The 20,950-nt window shown below is 64.4% G+C and carries 19 protein-coding genes and 1 tRNA gene; 4 read left to right on the forward strand and 16 right to left on the reverse strand.

The annotated features are described in order from the left end of the window. Nucleotides 1-177 precede the first annotated feature (177 nt). From OWC48_RS08775 to rpmH, 8 genes are all read right to left on the reverse strand, one after another. On the reverse strand, nucleotides 178-873 hold the full coding sequence (locus OWC48_RS08775; RefSeq protein WP_282519626.1) for a pyrimidine 5'-nucleotidase: 696 nt from the start codon (nucleotides 871-873) through the stop codon (nucleotides 178-180). A 14-nt stretch (nucleotides 874-887) separates the two neighbouring features. Next, nucleotides 888-1,874 (reverse strand): DUF1036 domain-containing protein, encoded by a 987-nt coding sequence (locus OWC48_RS08780; protein WP_282520071.1) that lies wholly within the window; start codon nucleotides 1,872-1,874, stop codon nucleotides 888-890. A gap of 155 nt (nucleotides 1,875-2,029) precedes the next feature. Continuing rightward, nucleotides 2,030-2,917: an acetylglutamate kinase gene (gene argB / locus OWC48_RS08785; protein ID WP_282519627.1), complete on the reverse strand. Its 888-nt coding sequence runs from the start codon at nucleotides 2,915-2,917 to the stop codon at nucleotides 2,030-2,032. Between the two features lie 179 nt (nucleotides 2,918-3,096). Further along, on the reverse strand, nucleotides 3,097-3,429 hold the full coding sequence (locus tag OWC48_RS08790; RefSeq protein WP_282520072.1) for a DUF423 domain-containing protein: 333 nt from the start codon (nucleotides 3,427-3,429) through the stop codon (nucleotides 3,097-3,099). 38 nt (nucleotides 3,430-3,467) lie between these two features. Next, the gene (gene yihA, locus OWC48_RS08795) at nucleotides 3,468-4,121 is read right to left on the reverse strand and encodes a ribosome biogenesis GTP-binding protein YihA/YsxC (protein ID WP_282519628.1); all 654 of its coding nucleotides are present in this window, start codon (nucleotides 4,119-4,121) and stop codon (nucleotides 3,468-3,470) included. Nucleotides 4,122-4,238: 117 nt separating this feature from the next. After that, a complete protein-coding gene (gene yidC / locus OWC48_RS08800) occupies nucleotides 4,239-6,080 on the reverse strand; it encodes a membrane protein insertase YidC (protein WP_282519629.1) in 1,842 nt (613 codons plus the stop codon). Between the two features lie 16 nt (nucleotides 6,081-6,096). Continuing rightward, nucleotides 6,097-6,498, reverse strand: coding sequence for a ribonuclease P protein component (gene rnpA, locus OWC48_RS08805; RefSeq protein WP_282519630.1), 402 nt, complete (start codon nucleotides 6,496-6,498; stop codon nucleotides 6,097-6,099). Nucleotides 6,499-6,526: 28 nt separating this feature from the next. Then, nucleotides 6,527-6,661 (reverse strand): 50S ribosomal protein L34, encoded by a 135-nt coding sequence (gene rpmH, locus OWC48_RS08810; protein WP_008542748.1) that lies wholly within the window; start codon nucleotides 6,659-6,661, stop codon nucleotides 6,527-6,529. Between the two features lie 362 nt (nucleotides 6,662-7,023). On the opposite strand from rpmH, the gene OWC48_RS08815 reads away from it, so the two are divergent. Together OWC48_RS08815 and OWC48_RS08820 are read left to right on the forward strand one after the other, a co-directional pair. Further along, nucleotides 7,024-8,523 carry a HAMP domain-containing sensor histidine kinase gene (locus tag OWC48_RS08815; protein ID WP_282519631.1) on the forward strand — a complete coding sequence of 500 codons (1,500 nt, stop codon included), beginning with the start codon at nucleotides 7,024-7,026 and terminating at the stop codon, nucleotides 8,521-8,523. Nucleotides 8,524-8,687: 164 nt separating this feature from the next. After that, nucleotides 8,688-8,764, forward strand: a tRNA-Arg gene (locus OWC48_RS08820). Nucleotides 8,765-9,217: 453 nt separating this feature from the next. Here the strand turns inward: OWC48_RS08820 and OWC48_RS08825 are convergent. From OWC48_RS08825 to OWC48_RS08835, 3 genes are read right to left on the reverse strand one after another with little or no spacing between them, the layout of a single operon-like run. Further along, nucleotides 9,218-10,258 (reverse strand): dienelactone hydrolase, encoded by a 1,041-nt coding sequence (locus OWC48_RS08825; RefSeq protein ID WP_282519632.1) that lies wholly within the window; start codon nucleotides 10,256-10,258, stop codon nucleotides 9,218-9,220. Then, nucleotides 10,258-10,830, reverse strand: coding sequence for a DUF1700 domain-containing protein (locus OWC48_RS08830; protein ID WP_282519633.1), 573 nt, complete (start codon nucleotides 10,828-10,830; stop codon nucleotides 10,258-10,260). The genes OWC48_RS08825 and OWC48_RS08830 overlap by 1 nt, the downstream gene beginning before the upstream one ends. Beyond that, complete coding sequence (locus tag OWC48_RS08835) at nucleotides 10,827-11,156, reverse strand: PadR family transcriptional regulator (RefSeq protein WP_282519634.1); 330 nt, start codon at nucleotides 11,154-11,156, stop codon at nucleotides 10,827-10,829. Before OWC48_RS08835 ends, OWC48_RS08830 begins: the two co-directional genes overlap by 4 nt. Before the next feature lie 329 nt (nucleotides 11,157-11,485). Here OWC48_RS08835 and OWC48_RS08840 point away from each other — a divergent pair, with 329 nt between their 5' ends. Both OWC48_RS08840 and OWC48_RS08845 read left to right on the forward strand, forming a co-directional pair. Next, nucleotides 11,486-12,268 (forward strand): alpha/beta fold hydrolase, encoded by a 783-nt coding sequence (locus OWC48_RS08840; protein ID WP_282519635.1) that lies wholly within the window; start codon nucleotides 11,486-11,488, stop codon nucleotides 12,266-12,268. Between the two features lie 161 nt (nucleotides 12,269-12,429). Continuing rightward, the gene (locus tag OWC48_RS08845; protein ID WP_282519636.1) at nucleotides 12,430-12,828 is read left to right on the forward strand and encodes a hypothetical protein; all 399 of its coding nucleotides are present in this window, start codon (nucleotides 12,430-12,432) and stop codon (nucleotides 12,826-12,828) included. Between the two features lie 83 nt (nucleotides 12,829-12,911). Here OWC48_RS08845 and OWC48_RS08850 read toward each other — a convergent pair whose 3' ends face one another. From OWC48_RS08850 to OWC48_RS08870, 5 genes are all read right to left on the reverse strand, one after another. After that, nucleotides 12,912-13,331, reverse strand: a complete 420-nt coding sequence (locus OWC48_RS08850) for a CBS domain-containing protein (RefSeq protein WP_282519637.1) — start codon at nucleotides 13,329-13,331, stop codon at nucleotides 12,912-12,914. Nucleotides 13,332-13,446: 115 nt separating this feature from the next. Beyond that, on the reverse strand, nucleotides 13,447-13,941 hold the full coding sequence (locus OWC48_RS08855; RefSeq protein ID WP_282519638.1) for an aminoacyl-tRNA deacylase: 495 nt from the start codon (nucleotides 13,939-13,941) through the stop codon (nucleotides 13,447-13,449). A 112-nt stretch (nucleotides 13,942-14,053) separates the two neighbouring features. After that, on the reverse strand, nucleotides 14,054-14,374 hold the full coding sequence (locus OWC48_RS08860; protein ID WP_282519639.1) for a hypothetical protein: 321 nt from the start codon (nucleotides 14,372-14,374) through the stop codon (nucleotides 14,054-14,056). Nucleotides 14,375-14,423: 49 nt separating this feature from the next. Beyond that, nucleotides 14,424-19,250 (reverse strand): NAD-glutamate dehydrogenase, encoded by a 4,827-nt coding sequence (locus tag OWC48_RS08865; RefSeq protein WP_282519640.1) that lies wholly within the window; start codon nucleotides 19,248-19,250, stop codon nucleotides 14,424-14,426. A 343-nt stretch (nucleotides 19,251-19,593) separates the two neighbouring features. Continuing rightward, the gene (locus tag OWC48_RS08870) at nucleotides 19,594-20,883 is read right to left on the reverse strand and encodes an efflux RND transporter periplasmic adaptor subunit (protein ID WP_282519641.1); all 1,290 of its coding nucleotides are present in this window, start codon (nucleotides 20,881-20,883) and stop codon (nucleotides 19,594-19,596) included. Nucleotides 20,884-20,950: the final 67 nt, after the last annotated feature.

Here is a 20,950-nt window from a genome sequence, read left to right on the forward strand (position 1 = left end):
CTCTAGGGAACGGAATTTTGGTGGATTGGGAGGCTTTTTCCGGATTTGGCGGGGAGGAGTCAAGCTTGGTTCGCTGTCATCACCCGCGAAAGCGGGTGATCCAGTACGCCGCGGCGGTTGTGATGAATCGAGATGGCAGTGATTACTGGATACCCCGCTTTCGCGGGGTATGACGACCTAGTTGGGACGCAACAGTCCCGCCAAAAACCCCGCCAGATCATCCGTGACGTGGTCGACATGGGGCGCGTCCCGGCCCTCCAGTTCCCAGTCCTCCCGCACCACTTCCTTGGTGCCGTCAGGCACCACCAGCACAGTGGTCATGCCGAGCGCGTGCGGGACGGTGAGGTTGCGAGCGAGGTCCTCGAACATCGCAGACCGGGTCGGATCGACCGCATGGTCTTCGAGGAATTTTTGATAGGTCAGCGGCGACGGCTTCGGCTCGAACCCGGCGGCGATGATGTCGAACACGCCGTCGAAATGCGTGGCGAGGCCGAGCCGCGCCAGCACGGCATCGACATGGTCGACCGAGCCGTTGGTCAGGATCAGCTTGCGGCCCGACAGTCTTGCGATGGCTTCGCCGAGGGCCGGGTTCGGCTCCAGCGGCGAGTGGTCGATCTTGTGGACATAGGCGAGGTAGTCGTCGGCGCGCACGCCATGCAGGGTCATCATGCCGCGCATGGTGGTGCCGAAGCGCTGATAATAATCCTTCTGGATCTTGCGCGCTTCCTCCGGACCGATGTTCAGCCAGTTGCAGACGAACTCCCCGATCCGCGCATCGACCTGCTGCCACAGATTGACGTGGTGCGGGTAGAGCGTGTTGTCGAGGTCGAACACCCAGGTGTCGACGTGGGCAAAGGTGCGGCGTGGATTCATCACTGGTCTCTCAATCACGGCATCGCAAAGCGCAGCGTCTTGCCGCCGCTCGACATGTCCACCACGCCGAAACCCGTCGCCGCGAATCCGCGCGCGCCGCAATCGGCATGCTCGTTGGTCTCGAACTTGGTCTCGCGCGTGCAGAGCTGCTTGTCGCCGCCCCAGTTCAGCGGCTTGTCCTTCAGCTTGATGACGCGGTTGTCGGCGTCGATGGCTTCAGCGAAGCTGAAGATCTGCTTCGGCTGCCCGGTCACATCGGGGTGCAGGCACGTCCTGGGATCGATGCGATACCAGCCGCGGCTCGTCACGGACTTGCCGTCGTCGGTGGCGACCGCCGCCATCACCTTGTGCGGCGTGTCGTTGCACCAGGTCAGGCCGGTTGCAGAAGGCGTCTGCACCGCATCGACCATGGTCTTGAAGAAGTTCGGCGACGACATGATGTCCGCCGCCAGTCCGCGGCTCTTCAGGAAGGCGGCAAGTGCTGCTTGCGTCTTCGGCCCGTCGACGCCGTCGATCGGCGCGGCGTCGTAGCCCGCGATCACCAGCAGTCGCTGGATGCCGGCGAGGCGGGCCTGCTCGTCGTCATATTCGGAATCCTCGGCGAGATAGGCCGTGAAATTGCCGTCCGCGGCTTGCGTCGGCGTGATCTGGGTGAAAGGGACTTGCGTCTGGCCGCTGCGGCATTGCCGCGCGGCCGCGATGACGAAATTGTCCTGCGCCACGCACAGCGTGTCGCTGCCGTTCTGCGGGATCGGCGAGGCGCCGTAGACGCCGAGCGCGCGGGCATTGAGCAGGATGCGGTCGGCGGTCAGCGTGCCCTGCACCACGACGCGGCAGGTGGCGGGATCGATCCTGAACCAGCCGCGCGTCGCGGTCGCCGCCTTGTCGTCGATGCCGATCGCGGCCTCGACGACATAGGACATGCGGTTGCAGATTTTCAGGTCGGCCAGGGCGGGCGCGGAGGAGAAGAAGAACGAGATGGCCGCGGCGGGCAGCGTCATCAGGAAACGCGTCAGGGTCGAGCGGCGGGGGCGCTGAACTCTCGGCTCGTCATGCCCGGCCTTGTGCCGGGCATCCACGTTCTTGGCGCGAGACGAAAGGTCGTGGATGGCCGGGACAAGCCCGGCCATGACGGCTTGCTTTGGCCCGCTCATCATCACTTATGGATCAGCGTTCCCGTGCCCGTGTTGGTGAAGAGCTCGAGCAGCACCGCGTGCTGCGTCTTGCCGTCGATGATGACGACGCCCTCCACGCCCTGTTCGAGCGCGTAGATGCAGGTCTCGACCTTCGGAATCATGCCGCCGGAAATGGTGCCGTCGGCGATCAGCTTTCGCGCGTCCTTCACCGAAAGCTGCGGGATCAGCTTCTTCGACTTGTCGAGCACGCCAGGTACGTCGGTGAGCAGCAGCAGGCGCTTTGCCTTCAGTGCGCCGGCGACCGCACCGGCAAAGGTGTCGGCGTTGACGTTGAGCGTCTGGCCTTCCTTGGAGGTCGCGAGCGGCGCCAGCACCGGGATCAGCTCGTAGCCGATCAGCTGGTTGAGCAGCGTGAGGTCGACCTTCTCGGGGTCGCCGACGAAGCCGAGATCGATCGCCTTCTCGATGTTCGAACCCGGATCGACGATGGTGCGCGTCGTCTTCGACGCCTTCACCATGTTGGCGTCCTTGCCCGACAGCCCCACGGCCTTGCCGCCGGCTTCGTTGATGTAGCCGACGATCTGCTTGTTGACGGAGCCGGCCAGCACCATCTCGACGATCTCGATGGTCGCGGCATCGGTGATGCGCAGGCCTGCTGCGAACTCCGACTGGATGCCGAGGCGCTTGAGCATGGTCGCGATCTGCGGCCCGCCGCCATGCACCACCACCGGGTTGATCGCGGTCTGCTCGAGCAGCACGATGTCGCGGGCAAAGTTCTTCGCGGTCTCCTCGTCGCCCATGGCATGGCCGCCATATTTGATGACGATGGTTTCCTCGTCATACTGCTGCATGTGCGGCAGCGCTTCGGACAGGATGCGGGCCTGGTCGAGCGGGGAGATGTCGGTCATGAGGCGGATCTCGCTGGCGGGACTGTCGGTGCGCGTTCTATCCGATTGGCGGGCGCGGCGCAAAGTGGTCTTCATGCCCCGGACGCAGGCGCGTAGCCCGGATGGAGCGAAGCGTAATCCGGGAATCTAGCCGCGAATTCGGCCCCGGATTGCGCTTCGCTCCATCCGGGCTACGGGCGCTACGGGCTGCGCTTGGCCACCACCGCCGCGAGCGTCACCGCCAGCCAGCTCAAGATCATCACCGTCCCACCCGTCGGCGCGGCATACGGAAACAGCGCGTGCCCCGCATATTGCCGCAAGGTGAGATCGCCCGCGAACAGCGCGGCGCCGATCACGAAGCCGAACGCCGCGATGAGGCCAATTCCGCCGTGCAGAAGGCCGCGCGCGAGCAGGGCGACGCCTGCGAGTATGGCAGTTGCGTGAAACAGCAGCATGGCGCTGGCGGAGGCGAGCCGGCTGGCGTCGGCGTCGTGAGCGGAGGCGGCGGCCAGCGCGACGCCGGCGGCGCCCATCAAACCGGCAAGCCCAATCAGCAGGCGGAATGCAGGCGTCACGAGGTTCGCTCTTCCAGCAGCTTCGCCATCGCGGCACGCAGCTCGGCCATGCCGGTCGAGCTCCGCGACGAGGTCGCGAGCACGTTCGGAAACGCCGCCGGATGTTTTGCCAGCGCGGCCTCGGTCTCGGCGATGCGGGACTGAAGCTCGGACGCCTTCACCTGGTCGGCCTTGGTCAGCACGATCTGGTAGCTCACCGCGGAACGGTCGAGCGTCCCCAGGATTTCGAGATCGACGTCCTTGAGGCCATGGCGCGCGTCGATCAGCACGTAGACGCGTGCGAGCGAGGCGCGCCCCAGCAGGAATTTGTGGATCAGCTCGGTCCAGGACGCGACTTGCGTCTTCGGCGCCTTGGCGTAGCCATAGCCGGGCATGTCGACGAGGCGCAGGTCCTTCTTGCCGGGGACCTCGAAGAAGATCAGTTCCTGGGTGCGGCCCGGCGTATGCGAGGTACGCGCAAGCGCGTTGCGGCCGGTCAGCGCGTTGATCAGGCTGGACTTGCCGACATTGGAGCGGCCGGCAAAGGCGATCTCCAGCCCGTCCATCGGCGGCAGCGTCGCAATCGAGGGCGAGGCCCAGATGAACTGCCAGTCGCGGGTGAACAGCTTTCGCCCGGTCTCGATCAGCTTCGCATCTTTGTCGTCGGTCATGCGAAGGCCTTCAGTTGTTTACCTTCGTCATTGCGAGCGAAGCGAAGCAATCCAGAAATGCATCCGCGGAGGGACTCTGGATTGCTTCGTCGCTTCGCTCCTCGCAATGACGGAGAGCTACGTCGCCTTCTTCGCGAACGTCGCCTTGAGATTGTCGAACAGCTCCACCTTCACGCCATTGCGGCGCATGATGAAGCTCTGCTGGAGGACCGAGAGCGTGTTGTTCCAGGCCCAGTAGATCACGAGACCCGCCGGGAAGCCCGCCAGCATGAAGGTGAAGATCAGCGGCATCCAGTTGAAGATCAGCTGCTGGGTCGGATCCGGCGGCGTCGGGTTCAGCTTCATCTGGAACCACATCGTGATGCCCATGATGATCGGCCAGATGCCGAGCGCGAGGTAGTGGCCGAACAGCGGAAGGGTAGTCGGATCGAACGGGATCAGCCCGAACAGGGTGAAGAGGTTGGTCGGATCGGGCGCAGAGAGATCCTTGATCCAGCCGAAGAACGGCGCATGCCGCATCTCGATGGTGACGAACAGCACCTTGTAGAGCGAGAAGAACACGGGGATCTGGATCACCACGGGAAGACAGCCGGCGACCGGATTGATCTTCTCCTTGCGGTAGATCTCCATCATCTCCTGCTGCTGCTTCACCTTGTCGTCGGGAAAGCGCTCCTTCAGCGCCTGAAGCTGCGGCTGCACCGACTTCATCTTCGCCATCGAGGCGTAGGACTTGTTGGCCAGCGGGAAGAACAGCAGCTTGACGATCACGGTGACGAGCAGGATCGAGATGCCGAAATTGCCGAAGAAGCGGTAGAAGAAGTCGAGGCCGAGGAACATCGGCTTGGTGATGAAGTAGAACCAGCCCCAGTCGATCAACAGATCGAAATGGTTGAGGCCGAGCTCCTTGTTGTAGCCGCCGAGACCGGCGAACGGGAACACGCCGACGACGCCGGCTTCCTTGGCGCCGGCGAACAGCCGCGCGTTCGCGGTCGCAGTGCCGCCGATCGCGACGGTGACGGGGTCGAGCAGATAATCGGTCTGGTAGGTGTGGACGTTGCCGACCGGGTTCGACGAGAAACGCGCCTGGAGCTGTGCACTGGTGTCCGGCAGCAGCGCCGAAGCCCAGTACTTGTCGGTGATGCCGAGCCAGCCATTGGTGGCCTTGAAGTTCACCGCCTTGGCTTCGTCGATCTTCTTGTAGGCGTATTCCTGCAGGCCATCGAGATAGCCGATCAGGCCTTCATGCAGGATGTAGTAGCCGGAGACCTGCGGCGTGCCGTGGCGCGAGATCAGCGCGAACGGGTAGAGCGTGACAGGCGCGTTGCCGACATTGCTCACCTCGTCCTTGAGCGTGAAGAGATAATGGTCGTCGACCGCGATGGTGCGGCGGAAGGTGAGGCCCTCGCCATTGTCCCACTTCAGCACCACCGGCGTTGTCGGCGTCAGGCTGCCGCTGCCGTCCTGCTGCCAGAGGGTCTGGGCGTCCGGCAGCTTGGCGGTCACGCCCGTTGCCGGCACCCAGCCGAACTCGGCGTAATAGGGTTCTGCGGTGCCCGAGGGCGAATAGAGCACGATCGGCGGCGACTTCGGGTCGACCGTCTCGCGGTATTGCACCAGCGCGATGTCGTCGATGCGGCCGCCCTTCAGCGAGATGCTGCCGGCAATCCGCGGCGTGTCGATCTTCACGCGCGGGCTGGCGGCAATCGCGGTCTCGCGGGCAACGACCGGCTGGGCCTGGTTCGCGGCCGGTGTTGACGGCTGGGCCGCGCTGCCGGGCTGCGGCGCGGCGCCCGGCGTTGCGGAGGCAGTCGGCTGCGGCGTGTTCTTCTGGAGCTCGGCCTGCGCCTGCTGCTGGGCGCGCTGCTTCTCCATCGCCGGCACGTTGTAGAAATACTGCCAGGCGATCAGCACCAGGCCGGAGAGAATGACGGCGAGGATGGTATTGCGATTGTCGGTCATCACTATTGTCTCGTCATCAATCCGGTTTGCGGCTGGTCGCAGGAGCGGGGCCGGGCCTTGAGCCGTCAGTTCTTGGGCCGCGTCCCTTGTGCGTATGCCGCGCAGGCTTCGTGAACGCTATGCGCAGATCGTCGAGCATGGTGGCGAAGTCGCGCGAGAGCGCGTCCCTTCGGCCGACCAGTACATAATCATGATGGGGCTGCATCGACACCGGATCGAGCCGCTTCACCAATTCGCGAAGCCGGCGCCGGATGCGATTGCGCTCGGGGGCGTTGCCGTTCTTTTTGGTAACGGTGAAGCCGATCCGGATCGGGCCGCTGTCGTCGCGGCGGCGGCTTTGCAGGACGAACGCGGGATTATTCGCCCGCGCGCCATTGGCAACGGCGAGGAAATCCGCCCGCTGCCTCAGCCGATCCATGATGAAATCCCAAAAATGGGGGTCCGGCTCAGGCGCTCAGACGCTTGCGGCCGCGGGCGCGGCGGGCGGCGAGAACCTTGCGGCCGCCGGCAGTGGCGAGACGGGCACGGAAGCCGTGACGGCGCTTGCGCACCAGTTTGCTGGGTTGATAAGTCCGCTTCACGGGTTTTTCTCCGCTGACCGGGCAATTTGCCTGTAGAATTGATGATAAAGTCCGGAAGATGCGGCCCAAAACGGGCCCTTTTCGGCCCCAAGAGAGCCGCTCCCGGCGTGCGCACCGGGTCATCGCGGACAATTTGCGCGGCTTATAAGCGAGCGTCTTCTTTTCGTCAACGTCGCAAGAGCGCGCTGTTCCGGTGAATATCACTGTTTGCGCGGGGTTTTTAACCCTTGAGGTGGCGACTCGCGATATCAGACCTTACATCCCACCTTGAGAGATTAGCGATCCGTAATTTGACCGGCCCCCGGCCGGGTCGCATCCTTCATCAGCCAGGCTCTATTACAAAGCCAACAGGGGCGAACTTCGTGGCAGCGACAGACCTCCAGCCGGTCCATGATGCGGATCAGCCGGGCCAGCCGGCGATGCGGCCGCGTGGGCCCAGCGGGCTCGGGCTATCCGGCAAGCTGTTGCTGCTCACCGTCCCCCTGGTGATGATCGCCGCCGTCCTGCTCTACGTGCCCGCCATCGCCAACTTCTGGGTCAACCGGCTCAATGACCGCGTCGCGGCGGCCAACACCGCCGCGCTGGTGCTCGACGCCGCCCCGCTCGGCATGGTGCCCGAGTCGCTGTCGCGCGAGATCCTGAAAAGCATCAATGCGCGTGCCGTCGCCATCAAGATGGGGCAGCAGCGGCGGCTGCTCGCCAGCGACAACCTTCCCACCGCTATCGAGCATGACATCGACCTGCGCGACATGACGGTGTGGGAGGCGATCACCGGCTCGTTCCGGATGATGCTCGAGACCGGCAACCAGGCCATCCGCATCGTCGGACCCGGCGTCGGCAACGCCCAGTTCATCGAGATCGTGACCGATGAGCTGCCGCTGCGGCAGCAGATGTATCGCTTCTCCCGCAACGTCGTGGTGGTCGCGCTGATCATCGCGGTGCTGACCGCGGGCCTGGTCTATCTCGCGCTGCATTATCTCTTCGTGCGCCCGATGCGGCGGCTGACCGCGAGCCTGGTCGGTTTCCACGAAAACCCCGAAAGCTCGGCGCGGATCATCGTGCCGAGCCAGCGCAGCGATGAAATAGGCGTCGCCGAGCGCGAATTGTCGGACATGCAGCGCGACCTGATGTCGATGCTGCATCAGAAGAGCCGGCTCGCCGCCCTCGGCCTCGCGGTCTCCAAGATCAACCACGATCTGCGCAATCTGCTCGCGTCGGCCCAGCTTCTGTCCGACCAGCTCGCCAGCGTGCCGGATCCGCGGGTGCAGCGTTTTGCACCGAAGCTGGTGCGCTCGCTCGAGCGCGCCATCGCCTTCTGCCAGTCGACGCTGTCCTACGGCCGCGCCCAGGAAGCGGCGCCCGACCGCCGCATGCTCCTGATCGAGCCTGTCGTGCTGGAGGTGCGCGAAACCGCGGGCCTCGCCAGCGACGCTTCGATCGCCTGGGTCGCCGCGATCGAGCGCGGGCTTGCGGTCGATGCCGATCCCGACCAGCTCTTCCGCGTGCTGCTCAACCTCGTCCGCAACGCCGCCCAGGCGCTGGAAAGCCATTCGTCGGGCGACGGCGGGGCGCAGCAGATCCGGATCACCGGAAAGCGCGAAGGTGCCGTTGCCATCCTGGAGGTCTCCGACACCGGCCCCGGTGTCCCCCAGAAGACCCGGGACCATCTGTTCGAGGCGTTCCAGACCTCCGGCCGCCCCGGCGGCAGCGGGCTTGGTTTGGCGATCGCCGCCGAGCTGGTCCGCGCCCATGGCGGCGAGATCCATCTGGTCGAGGGCACCATCGGCGCCACCTTCCGGATCGTCATCCCCGACCGCCCCGTGGAACTCCTCTCCATCCGCAACGAGCGGCAGAGGGCGTAGGTCGGCCAGAGGCCGACCCGGGAAATCGTCACCTCCCTGTAAAATCTCCCCACCCCGGACCTTGCCAATCGAGGCAAGAGCGGTTAGTCAGAGCGCTCTTTCGCACCCCTCCGGCGCTGTCCGGAGGCTGCCTGCGGGCCCAGCCCGCACTGTTCGCGAAAAACGCGCCCGTAGCTCAGCTGGATAGAGCATCAGACTACGAATCTGAGGGTCGGACGTTCGAATCGTTCCGGGCGCGCCATTCCGCTACAAAACTGGGCACTCCAAAACCTGCCGATTTTGCGCGGGGCGCGGCGACGAGAGTGCGCAAGAGCACGCTTTTCGATCCCATGATGCGAACTTCTTTCGCGTCCACCTCAATGCGCCGAGTACGCGCAACAAGACGCTACTCTGCGAACGATGGCGCTCGGAACGCTGATTTTGAATGCTTTGTCGGTTCGAGCGGCACCAGGCCGCTTCATACGGTGCCGCAGCAGTGCCATCCAAATCAACGTGCAGACAAACACTTACGACCCCCGATGGCCCGGAGCGACACCGTCGCTTCTATCTAGCCGTCCTAATCGGTCGGATCTTTCGCACTGCTTCACGTATTGTCGATGATCTCCTTCACTGCGACAAAGTCCTCTGATGCACGCGCGGCCACGCCACTCTACGACACAGCCGAAGTCATGGTGCGCTGTGCAGCCTTCCTCGGTCATTCGTGTGGTCGGGCCTGGAGGTTGTCTCGAAAAAAATCGGCCACCTCGGTTTCGATCCGGCGATGGATCGCGACGCGATCGACGTCTGCGGCGTCCCTGCAAGCGGCGGGATCTTCCTTCTCCAACGCGGGCGGGCAGGGATCGATAAAAACAAGATGGCCGCCCGGCACGCTCTCCTGCTTGGGCGAGCGCGGCAATGCCGCGGCAAGCGCAAGGATATTGCCCTCCGGGCGGAGATCACTGTGCTCGGCCCGATAGAGCAGCACCGGCATCGTCAATGCGGTCAGCGCTTCCCGGTCGAACGGGGCGCCGAACGGCTCCATCAGCACGAGCGCCTTCAGCGGGAGCACGTCGGCGGCTTGTCCGAAGATTACGTGCGAAGTGTCATTTGTGTCGATCCCGTCACAGGCGCGCGGATCGTCGGTGCGCTCGCGGCAGTATGAAACGAGGTGGGCCCAGTCCGGTGTTGCGCCGGCGGCGATCAGCGCCACCGCGCCGCCAAACGAGTAGCCGACAATACCCAGCCGCGAGCGATCCACTTGCGCGGCGAAGCGTTGGTCAGCGAGAACCTGATCGAGAGCTTCGTGCAGTTGTCGCGGCCGATCGCGCAGAGGCTTAGTCCCGGCGTGGAACGGCGCGATGACGATAAAGCCTTGTCGTGCCAGCGCGGTGATCAGATCGCGGTGATTGAGGGGGCTTCCGCCACGACCGTTGCCGTGTGAGAACAGTAGAACCGGAAACGCCTTCGCCAAGGCGATCGGCGCGTCACGGCGGGCTCGGATGGTGAAGGGCCCGGACTCGAACGCGGCTTCGGCCGCGTCGGTCGGGTAGGCCACGAGGACAACAAGCGGGACCGCGTCCGGTACGGTGATGCGTGCGACGCCGGCCTGGTACCGACCATCGGCGCGCGCAGGCGACGGGCCGGCGGCGAGGGACACAAGCAGCGAAAGCACGATGGCCGCTGCGAGAATGCGTAGTCCGGCCGAGCCGGCGGGCAGTTTGCACATGGCAGTCGTTCCTCCCTTGATGCGTGCCATCAGACGGAATGCTCTTCCGGCTTGAGCAGCCGGTAGTGCAGCCGTGCATAGCCTCCGAGCTTCCTCACTATGCCATTCAACGCGAGCAGCAGAATTCCGCCGATGCCCGCGCTGGCGGCGATCAGCGCGATGCCGGCGAGAGCGCGCAGGACGATCGTGGTGAGCGAGGCGAAGTGCACGACCTTGAAGAGGCTCAGCAGCAGGCCGATCCCGATAACGCCGAGAATGAACATCACAAGGCCGGAGACCAAGAGCACAAGCCCGACGGCGAACATCAGCGGCAGCAGCAACAGAATGTCCACTGCGGCAAGCCCGCCAAGCGCCAGCAACGCCGTCGTGGAATTGCGCACGGAACGATGGTTTTCCCAGCGCCGTAGTCCCGTCTCGACGCGCAATTCGCGCGCCAGTCGCCGCGGATCACCAAGTGCTGTGGCGACGTCCTCCTCGCTGCGGCCGGCGCCATGGGCCTCGTCAAAATAGGCACTGTAGTCGGCAAGGATGTCGTTAATGTTGTCCGCCGGGAGGCCCGTCAGTCCGTCGCGGAGCGTCCGCAGGAAAGCAATACGGTTCATCTAATGTCTCCGAGCAGCTGGTTGACGGCCTCGGTGAATGACCGCCACTCGCGTTTCTGCGCGGCATAGGCGGTACGGCCTGCCGGTGTGAGTCGGTAATATTTTCGCGGCGGGCCGCTGTTCGATTCGACGAGGCGGGTGTCGACGAGCCCGTCATCCTGCATCCGCCGCATCAACGGGTAGATCGTGCCTTCGCCCATGCCGACGGCTGTCGCTAGCGTGCTCGCGATCTCATAGGCGTAGCTCTCGCGGCACGCCAGCAGCGCCAGGACGCACAATTCGAGCGCGCCTTTCTTGAGTTGAATCTGGATTGTTGACTCGGTCATCGAGTTGCTGCGGTTTGTGCTTACAGAGCAACATATAGCAAGGTAGTGACTAATACAAGGTACCTATCAAAACATGATTCATACAACCAGATGATCAATGGCGGCGTCCGCCCGATGGGATGATTGAATCGGGCGTCTTATGAACAGGGCCGCTTGAGTGCACCGCGTCGAAGGCGGTCGAAGATTTATCTATCGCAGCGCATTGCTGGCTGAGGTCTCATGGTCGAATAGCCAAGCAATAGTGCCCATCTTCATCTGCCGCGGCGCGTCACTTAGACTAAGGGCTCGCCAGAGACGCCTGGACATGTCGGTGAATATGGAGATGACCCATGAAGCTCGCGCATGACGGAATCCAGCTGTCCTTCGACATTGCCGGCGCGGGACCGCTTCAATTCCTGTTCGTCCATGGCCTGGGCGGAGATCGCACGCATTTTGCGCCGCAGATGGAGTATTTCGCCCGTCAAGGCCGGGCATTGAATGCCGAGCTGCGGGGGCATGGTGAGAGCGACAAGCCGCAACAGGCGTATTCGATCGAAAGCTTCGCCGATGATCTCGTCTTTCTGTGCAACCGACAGCAGATCACCAAGCCTGTTATCGTGGGTCAAAGCATGGGTGGCAACATGGCGCTCGAAATCGCCGCCCGCTATCCGGACTTTCCTGCAGGCCTGGTGCTGCTCGACTCAGGGGTGCTCTTCCCTGCCTCGGCAGGGACGGTGTTCGCCGGGTATCTGGAGGGCTTAAGGGGCGCGAATTTTGCGGACGAGGTCCGGAAAATCGTGGCGGACTCCTGTCTGCCGACCGACAGATGCCGCGCCCATGTTGAACAGACCTTTCTGGCGACGCCACAGCACGTGCTGGTGTCCACGTTTACAAGTCTGTTTCCCTGGGATGTGCATCGGGCGCGTGAATGCGCGAAGGCGTGCCGGGTCCCGGTGCTCTACATCGAAGCGGCTCATCGGCTCGCGGATCTGGATCGTTTTGCGGAGCTGTGCCCGCAGCTGGTCACGGCCAAGGCCGTCGGCTCCGGACATTTCCTGTCGCTGGAGGTGCCGGAGCAGATCAACCCGATGATCGACCGGTTTGTCTCGCTCTACGTGCGAAGACCCGGGTAAGCTTCGTCATCGGCCGTGGCGCGCCATTTCCAGACTTTTGGCGCCGACCTACAATCGGGCAAGGACGAAACCCTTTGCAGGCCGGGTGAAGCCGGCCGGAAACAAACCAAGCCTAACCTTCCCCGAGCTTTCCCGTCCAACCCGATTCAAGGGAGGATTTTATGAAAGCAGCGCTCTTGGTTCTGTCGCTTCTTGGCCAGCCCGCGATTCCGATTTCAGACCGCGTGCCCATCTTCAATGTGGAAGCCCTTTGCCGGGACGTTTCCGCCGACGACAAGGCCTCAGGGCTTGCCCTGGCGCAGGACGCCGGCGAGTGCATGCGTGACGAGACAATTGCGCAGCAACAGCTGAGCTCGGCCTGGCTGACTGTTCCGGGTCCCGCGCGTGAAAGTTGCGAAGGCGAGGCTGCGGCAGATGGAATCCAAAGCTATGTCGATCTGCTCACCTGCCTGCAGATGACAGGCTGGGCGAATCCGGCTCCCCCGCCGACGCCCCCGCTCCGGGGAGCGAGCAAGATGCGGAACGCCAGGAATGAGCTGAAGAACGAATTGAAGAATTAGCTGCGCGGGCGAGCCCGCTTACGCGCTCAGCGGGGTCCTGCGAGCGATGCGACGAAGTTCCGGGCGCCGGGTGGCGGTCGCCATCAATGATGGGCCGACACGCCCTTGACGCATTGGGTCAACAGATCAACGCTGGCGAATTGGCTGACATCGCCCAGGCTGATCATGCCGACCATCCGCTTGCTCTTGTTGATCACGAGCAGCCTGCGGATTTTCAGCGTCTCCATGTGATGCACGGCTTTCGCCAGATCGTCGTCGTCCCGGCAGCAATGGATGCCTTCGGTCATCACGTCCCGCGCCGTCATGCGCGCGGCGTTGAAGTTCTTGCTCGCGAGGCCTTTGCAGACGATGTCGCGATCGGTCACCATCCCGATCAGATGGTCGTCATCGCCGATCGGAATGCAGCCGATGTCGTGCCCTTGCATCAACTTCGCGATCTCGGTGATCGGGGTGTCCGGGCTGACCCAATCGACACCCTTGTGCATCACGTCCTTGACCTTCATGGAGGACCTCCGTTGCGAACGCAGCCCCCGTGACGCGATTATACTACGAACTGGGCGCGACCGCACGCGCGCCGCGATGAAGGCGCAGGAAAAATCATCCCGCCGCCATGCCGCGTCAACCGTGCGTGCTGAAGCGTCCATGCGGCGCATTGGACGTCAGCCGTTCGAACTGTGCATGCGTCAGGTGAAGCAGCGTCTCATGGTCGCCGGCTTCGATATAGATCTCGGGCTGCGCCCGGATGCTGTCATCGACGATGAGATCGAGCCCGTAGCATCGGCCTACCGCCGGAACGGCTCCATGCGCGCAGTCCGCGAACAGCCTGTGGATCTCGGTTTCGTTCGCCATCACGAGATCCGCGCCGAGCTTCTCCTTCAAGTCCGGCAAGTTGAGACGGTGCGATGCCGGAACGATCGCGAGCATATAGCCGCCGTCATGGCGCAGCACGACGGCCTTGGCGAAACGATCGCCCGAGACGTGGCAGGCCTGCGCCGTGCGCGCGGATGGGGGGCAATGGTCATGGCGTAGCCTTTCGGATGGATATGCGAGCCATCCACCGTGATGCTGCCCCGCCGCACGATGGGCGGCCGCGTGATTGCCGGATGCCAGCATAGGCCTCGCGCTCGCACGCCGCAATCGGGTCGGGGGTTCGGATCGTTCCGGGCGCGCCTTTCCGCTGCGTTTGCGGCCGATCGATCGTGGCCTTTGCTGCGCTTCCCGTGGCTTACGGAATCCTTGTCACAACGTTGGGCCGGTTCTTCCTGAGCCAGGCGACTGCCTCGGGGCCATCGACGACGCACGCGAAGGTTTCCCAGGTCGGGTCCTCCAGGGACTCCGATTGCAGTCGCTTCGCCGCATACTCAACGAGATCGTGCAAGCCCTCGTATCCTCGTCGGTGCTCGAGGGACTCTGCAATCGCCGTGCTGGTCCAGCCTCGTCGGGCCAGATCGACAATGCTCGGAGCGTCAGCCTCGCTGAACCAAGGTGTGGCATCGAACTCGATGCAGCGGACATTATCGGCGGTGTGGCAAGTGGCGTGGATCATGGGTTCCTCCGTTCGCCGGCTCAGTTTCACATCGCTGCCTCGCACGCGCTCAGACTTTGACCAGATCCCCCAGCAGGTTCGCCGCCACCGTCAGCTTGGCAAGCGTCAGGCCGCTGGCGGCAATCTCCTCGACCGAGCGGCGGATACGCGCCGCTTCGGGGTGAGCCGCAAGCCAGGTCTCGACAGCCTGCTGGCCGGACTGGCCGGTTGCCAGCATATCCGCGGCCAGTCTTCTCTCGGCGCCGGCGATCTGTTCAACGGCGCGATCGACCGCCATGCGTTCGAAATAATCATTTGCCGGCACGCTGCGCGCGGCCGCGATGATGCGGTCGAGACGGAAATTGGCTTCCGCGGCGAAGAAGGTTGCGGCAGCATCGCCGATGGCGCGGGAGGTGCGCTCGGCGACCGTCACGATATCGGGTGCCGCAATCAGAGGGTCGAGATCGGCGAGCTCGCCGGCGAGGCCGGCCGGGACGCCGGCATCGGTGAGTTCCTGGCGCCGCTTGCCGCGCGCGGCCTGCAGGTCCGGCGGCAGGGTGGTGTCGAGGGAGGCCGCGATCTCGCGGATACCCGGGCCGAAACGTCCGATCACCGCCTCGAGGCCGTCCTTGAAATCGACATTGCGCACGTACCAGACCATGCGGGAAATCAGGAGGTCCTGGATCGCCGCGTAGAGGCCGAGCTGCACCTGCCCGTCAATCCGGGTGTCGAGCGCGTCGATCGCGTCATTGAGCCGCCTGAGCTCGTAGATCGCGTCCACCGCCACCTGCGCCATGACGATGGTGGAGATATCGGCGTCGGTCTCGTCGGTCAGGCGCACGATACACGCCGGGCCGCCGCGGTTGATCACGGCATTGACGAGACTGGTCGCGATGATCTCGCGTCGCAGGCGATGGAGCTCGACCGCGGTTGGGAATTTATCGGGGACCTCGCGCGCAAAATACAGCGACAGTCTGCGGGCGAGATAAGGATCATCAGGCACGCTGGTGACGAGCAGGTCCTCGTAGAGCGTCAGCTTGGCGTAGGCGAGCAGCACGGCAAGCTCGGGCCGTGTCAGGGCCTGGCCGCGCCGTGTCCGCTCGGTGAGCGCGGCGTCGTCGGGCAGGAACTCCACGGCGCGGCTGAGCAGGCCGCGCTGCTCGAGCGACTGCATCAGGCGGGTGAGGAAGCCGGTCTCGGCCACGCCCTTGCGCTCGGCGAGCGAGAGCGCCAGCGTCTGCAGATAGTTGTTGCGCAGCACCAGCGTGCCGACCTCGTCGGTCATCGCGGCAAGCAGGCTGTTGCGGTCGGCTAAGCTGAGGCGTCCCTCGCGTTCGGGGCGCGCCAGCGCGACCTTGATATTGACCTCGACGTCGGAGGTGTTGACGCCGGCCGAATTGTCGATGGCGTCGGTGTTGAGCTTGACGCCCTTCTGCGCCGCTTCGATGCGGCCGCGCTGGGTGGCGCCGAGATTGGCGCCTTCGCCGATCACCCGGGCGCGAACGTCAGTGCCTGCGATGCGGATCGGATCGTTGGCGCGGTCGCCGGCCTGATCGTCGCTCTCCGCCGACGCGCGGATATAGGTGCCGATGCCGCCAAACCACAACAGGTCCGTGCGCGCTTTCAGAATCGCCGTCATCACCTCGAACGGCGTGGCCTGCTCCTTGTCGAGATCGAGCAGGCTGCGGACTTCCGGTGCGAGCGGGATCGCCTTCAGCGTGCGCGAGAACACGCCGCCGCCCTGCGAGATCAGCGCCTTGTTGTAGTCCTGCCAGCTCGATCGCGGCAGGTCGAACAGGCGCTTGCGCTCGGCGAAGCTGGTCGAAAGGTCGGGGGAGGGATCGATGAAGATGTCGCGGTGATCGAACGCCGCCACGAGCCTTGTCGCCGGCGACAGCAGCATGCCGTTGCCGAAGACGTCGCCGGACATGTCGCCGACGCCGGCAGCGGTGAACGGCATGGTCTGAATGTCGGTGCCGAGCTCGCGGAAGTGGCGCTTGACCGCCTCCCAGGCGCCGCGCGCCGTGATCCCCATCTTCTTGTGGTCGTAGCCCTGGCTGCCGCCGGAGGCGAAGGCGTCGCCGAGCCAATGGTTCTTCTCGGCCGAGATCGCGTTGGCGACATCGGAGAAGGTGGCGGTGCCCTTGTCGGCGGCGACCACGAGGTAGGGGTCGTCGCCGTCGTGGCGCATCGTGGAATCGGGCGGCACGACGACGTCGCCGTCGAGATTGTCGGTGAGCTCGAGCAGCGAGCGCACGAAGATGCGATAGGCCTCGGTGCCTTCCGCGAGCCAGGCGTCGCGATTCGACGGCGGCGGCAGGCGCTTGGGCACGAACCCGCCCTTGGCGCCGACCGGCACGATCACGGCGTTCTTGACCTGCTGCGCCTTCACGAGACCCAGGATCTCGGTGCGGAAATCCTGCGGCCGGTCGGACCAGCGCAGGCCGCCGCGCGCGACCTTGCCGAAGCGCAGGTGAATGCCTTCGACCCGCGGCGAATAGACGAAGATCTCGTAGAGAGGCCGCGGTGCCGGCAAGTCGTCGATCCGCCGCGCGTCGAACTTGAAGGAGATCACCGGACGCGGTTGTCCATCCTCGCCGATCTGCCACAGATTGGTGCGGATGGTCGACTGCACCAGATTGGTGAAACGGCGCAGGATGCGGTCTTCATCGAGCGAGGCGACGGATTGGAGCTGCTCCTCGATCTCGGCAAGCAGCGCCGTCTCGCGTGCCGAACGCTCGCGATCGGTCAGCACGAGGCGCGGATCGAGACGGGTCTGGAACAGTGCGACGAGGGTGGCAGTGATCGCGGCGTTCTTGCGCAAGGTCTCCCACATGTAATCCTGGGTGAACGGAGCGCGGATCTGATGCAGATAGCGCGACAGCGCCCGGATGGTCGAGACCTCGCGCCAGCCCAGCGCGGTGCGCAGGATCAGGGCGTTGTATCCATCGGATTCGGCGCGATCCGTGACCACGGCCATGATCGAGGCTTCCAGGCGATGGCTGAATTCCGGGTTGATCTCGATCGGCTGGCCGTCGCTGGTCTCGATCGTCATCTCGTGCAGCCAGACCGGCTCCGGCCTGTTGCCGGGCACGATCTGATAGGTGCGTTCGTCGACCACGCGCAGGCCGTGATTTTCGATCACCGGCACGCGATAGGACAGCGAGAGCGGTGCGGCGTCGGAGAACACCTTCAGGCCGAAGCGCCTGGGATCGTCCTCGCCCTTGTCGCGGTGCACCGAAATCGTCACCGGGCGGGCCGGCGTCAGCCTTTCGATGGTGGCGATGTCGGCGATGGCCTGCTCCGCCGTGAAAACCTCGGTATAGCCGCCGCTAAAGGCCTGGGCATAACGGTTGGCGATCATGCGCGCCCGCATGCCGTCGGTCGACGCGGTGAGCGCGGCCTTCAGCTTGTCGATCCAGGTCGCGGCAATGGCGCTGATGCCGGCTTCGAGCGCGGCGCGCTCGACGACGGGCGTTTTGCCTTCATAGCGCCCGATGATGAAGTGGACGCGCGCAAGCGCGCCTTCAGGGAACGAGACGTAGGACGCCGACAGGGTCCCCTTGTAGACCTGCGCCAGGAAGGCTCCGACGCGCGTGCGGACGTCGGTGTCGTATTTGTCGCGCGGAATGAAGGTGAGAATGGAGACGAAGCGATCGAACTTGTCGACCCGCGCCAGCGCCCGGACGCGCGGGCGCTCGTAGAGGATCAGGACCTCGATGACGAAATTGTAGAGCGTGTCGACGTCGATCTGGAACAGCTCGTCACGCGGATAATCCTCGAGGATATGCATGAGCGCCTTGCCCGAATGGCCGTTCGGGTCGAAGCCGGCGCGCTGCAGCACCCGCGAAACCTTGTGGCGCACATAAGGGATCTGCCGCACCGAGCGGGTATAGGCGCCGGAGGTAAACAGGCCGACGACGCGCAATTCGCCCTCGAGCCGGCCGTCGGGTGCATAGAGCTTGATACCCACATAATCCATCCGGATCCGCCGATGGACGAGGCTTGAGACATTGGCCTTGATGACGATCAGCAGGGTCGGCTCGTGCATGAACTCGCGAATTTCCGAGGTCATCACCACCATTTCGTTGCCGCGGCGCAGGACCTTCACGTCGGGATCGCGCAGGATGCCGAGGCCTTCGCCGGTCATGATGTCGTCGGACGCATCGCTGTCGGGCGAGAAGCGATATTCGCGCACGCCGAGGAAGGTGAAATTGTCCGCGCAGAGCCATTGCAGGAACTGATTGGCTTCGGCGACCTCGTCGATCGGCAGCGGCGGCGGATTGGAGGAGAACGTCTTGATTGCCTCCTCGACGCGGTCACGCATGGCGCGCCAGTCGGTGACGCAGGCGCGGACGTTGTTCAGCGCCCTGGTGAGTCCGTCGATCAGCTTCTGGCGATCGGCGTCGGCATCCAGGCGGGTGATGTGGAGGTGAATCAGGCTTTCGCGCGCGCCCTTGGCTCCTTCCGGCAGTGCTTCGCCGTAGAACCGCAGCAGCTTGCCCTCGGCATCGCGCTCCACGGCGATGATCGGGTGGGCGACGAGGCTGACTTCGATGCCCTGCTCGGCGAGCTCCGCCATCGTGGAGTCGTACAGGAAAGGCATGTTGTCGTTGAGAATCTCGAGCACGGAAATCTCGCGCCCGTTCGGCAATGTCGGATTGACCACGCGGATATCGGCGCTGCCCGACGTGCGCCGCTGCACATGCTCCCAGGCGTGCTCCGCCAGGAGGGCGAGAGAGGCGGCATCGTAATTGTCGAGATCCTCGATATTGCTGTAGCCGAACAAGGGCTCGGCAAAGGCCCGCGGGCTCTTGCCCGGCGGCACGCTGCCTGCTGCGTCGCGGATCAGGGTTGCCCGGGCCTTGTCGTCACGCCACGCCATCATGTCCTCCATTTGCCGCGCCGTCCGACCGCAGTCGCGATCATCAGCCTAATTCTGGAGTTCATCTCGTCGAGCGCCGCGATCGCGTGGATACGCAAAATCCCCGGTCTCGTGCGTCGGCGGTTTCCGATGACAATACTACGATCCCGGAGCGAAAGGCGCACGCTGTTGTGAGGCGTGCTGAAATTCCCGACGGCAGCGGCGAGGCCGAGGTCGGTGGCCACCGAATCATTGAGGTGAGAAAAATCGCGAGCAATTTCAAATGTGTATGAGTTCGTGATTCTATTCTGAATGGCGCGCCAGATAAGCCTTCACCTTGCCGGCGAGATCGACAAGCGCGTGGTCTCTACGCAGCTCACCGCGGCGGATCCGGCTGGGAGACACGTCCGATACCGGACGAGGGAACAAGGAGGAGAACCTCCCCTGCGCCCAGACCGCTTAGCACCTCGACGCCGGTTTCCGTGGTTGTTCCCAAGACGACACGCCGGTCGAACTCTCGGCCCGATTCTGGCTCCCGGATTCTGACTCTGGGCTCCTCACGGGTGCCGCCCACGGCTTCGATGGGAACGACCAGCGCCTTTGCGTTCGCGCTCAGCTCGATTGTCATCCGCGCCGACATGCCGAGGCGTACCAACTCGCGCCGCGCCGCTTCCACCGACATGGCCGCGCGGATCTCGAATGACGGAGCGGGATTGCCGCCCTGGTCGGTATTTGCTTCGGCGCTCACCCCCACGATGCGTCCCGCGATCTCACTGGCGAAGGCGTCGCTGGTGATCGTCGCGGTCTGGCCGACATGCACGCGATTGACATCGACCTCGTCGATCCTGCCGACCACGAGCAGCGTCGAAAGATCGGCGACGGAAAACAGCGCCTGCCCGCGACTGACCCGGCTTCCGGGCTCGGTCGAGAGCGAGCCTTGAGCGCTCGGTGTCGTGGCGGGCGGGCGGACCAGGATACCCGACGAAGGTGCGAGCACGGTGCTGCCGTCGACCTGCTGCTTCAGGTCCGCCAATCTGGCCTGCGCGTTCTTCATTTCCAGATCCGCAAGTTGGCGATTTTCGGCGTTGCCGCGCGCGAGCGTCGTTTGCAGGTCGAGGCGGCTGCCGACCGCAGCGACCCGTTGTGCATCCCGCTGCTGCACCAGCCCGTCGAATTCGTTGCGCGAGACGATCCCACGGTCGAACAGGGCCTTGGTCTCGGTCACCTGACGTTCGAGGACGGCAAGTGCTGCGTCTGCGGCCTCGAGCGCGCGCTTGGCGCGCGTGACATCCGGACTGGTGTCCCAATGGAGCAGAACGTCGAGCGCCATGCTGGCCTTGAGCAGGGATCCCTGCGCGTCGCGAAAACGGCTTTGCACTTCCCCGGGGTCCATGACCAGAACTGTGTCGCCGGCAACCACGCGATCGCCCAGCTGCACCCTGCGCTCGCGTATGGGGCCGTCGAACGGCGCCGCAATCGGGACCACCTTTCCGGCTCGCAAAGTGCCAGTCAGCGTCAGGCGCGAAACGACCGCGCTTGGCGCGACCGTGAAGGTGCGGACCGGCGTCGACTCGGACGCGCTCCGCGGCGGCGAGGCGCTGTTCTGCCAGAACCAGGCGGTCAGGCTCAATGCGACAATGGCAAGCAGGGCGGCCGCGATCGTCATGCGTTTGATTCGTCGTGGGACAGGTCCGGCCACGCGCGCGCGCTCCGGGCGCTTCGTCTCCTCGGCG

The organism is Bradyrhizobium sp. Arg816, from assembly GCF_029989365.1.
Taxonomy (GTDB): Bacteria; Pseudomonadota; Alphaproteobacteria; order Rhizobiales; family Xanthobacteraceae; genus Bradyrhizobium.

Bases quoted from the DNA above. Each gene is read 5' to 3' on its own strand.
- OWC48_RS08775 (WP_282519626.1), bottom strand. From the start codon at position 873: ATGAATCCACGCCGCACCTTTGCCCACGTCGACACCTGGGTGTTCGAC.
- OWC48_RS08780 (WP_282520071.1), bottom strand. From the start codon at position 1,874: ATGACGCTGCCCGCCGCGGCCATCTCGTTCTTCTTCTCCTCCGCGCCC.
- argB (WP_282519627.1), bottom strand. From the start codon at position 2,917: ATGACCGACATCTCCCCGCTCGACCAGGCCCGCATCCTGTCCGAAGCG.
- OWC48_RS08790 (WP_282520072.1), bottom strand. From the start codon at position 3,429: ATGGGCGCCGCCGGCGTCGCGCTGGCCGCCGCCTCCGCTCACGACGCC.
- yihA (WP_282519628.1), bottom strand. From the start codon at position 4,121: ATGACCGACGACAAAGATGCGAAGCTGATCGAGACCGGGCGAAAGCTG.
- yidC (WP_282519629.1), bottom strand. From the start codon at position 6,080: ATGACCGACAATCGCAATACCATCCTCGCCGTCATTCTCTCCGGCCTG.
- rnpA (WP_282519630.1), bottom strand. From the start codon at position 6,498: ATGGATCGGCTGAGGCAGCGGGCGGATTTCCTCGCCGTTGCCAATGGC.
- OWC48_RS08825 (WP_282519632.1), bottom strand. From the start codon at position 10,258: ATGGCACGCATCAAGGGAGGAACGACTGCCATGTGCAAACTGCCCGCC.
- OWC48_RS08830 (WP_282519633.1), bottom strand. From the start codon at position 10,830: ATGAACCGTATTGCTTTCCTGCGGACGCTCCGCGACGGACTGACGGGC.
- OWC48_RS08835 (WP_282519634.1), bottom strand. From the start codon at position 11,156: ATGACCGAGTCAACAATCCAGATTCAACTCAAGAAAGGCGCGCTCGAA.
- OWC48_RS08840 (WP_282519635.1), top strand. From the start codon at position 11,486: ATGAAGCTCGCGCATGACGGAATCCAGCTGTCCTTCGACATTGCCGGC.
- OWC48_RS08845 (WP_282519636.1), top strand. From the start codon at position 12,430: ATGAAAGCAGCGCTCTTGGTTCTGTCGCTTCTTGGCCAGCCCGCGATT.
- OWC48_RS08850 (WP_282519637.1), bottom strand. From the start codon at position 13,331: ATGAAGGTCAAGGACGTGATGCACAAGGGTGTCGATTGGGTCAGCCCG.
- OWC48_RS08855 (WP_282519638.1), bottom strand. From the start codon at position 13,941: ATGCTGGCATCCGGCAATCACGCGGCCGCCCATCGTGCGGCGGGGCAG.
- OWC48_RS08860 (WP_282519639.1), bottom strand. From the start codon at position 14,374: ATGATCCACGCCACTTGCCACACCGCCGATAATGTCCGCTGCATCGAG.
- OWC48_RS08865 (WP_282519640.1), bottom strand. From the start codon at position 19,250: ATGGAGGACATGATGGCGTGGCGTGACGACAAGGCCCGGGCAACCCTG.
- OWC48_RS08870 (WP_282519641.1), bottom strand. From the start codon at position 20,883: ATGACGATCGCGGCCGCCCTGCTTGCCATTGTCGCATTGAGCCTGACC.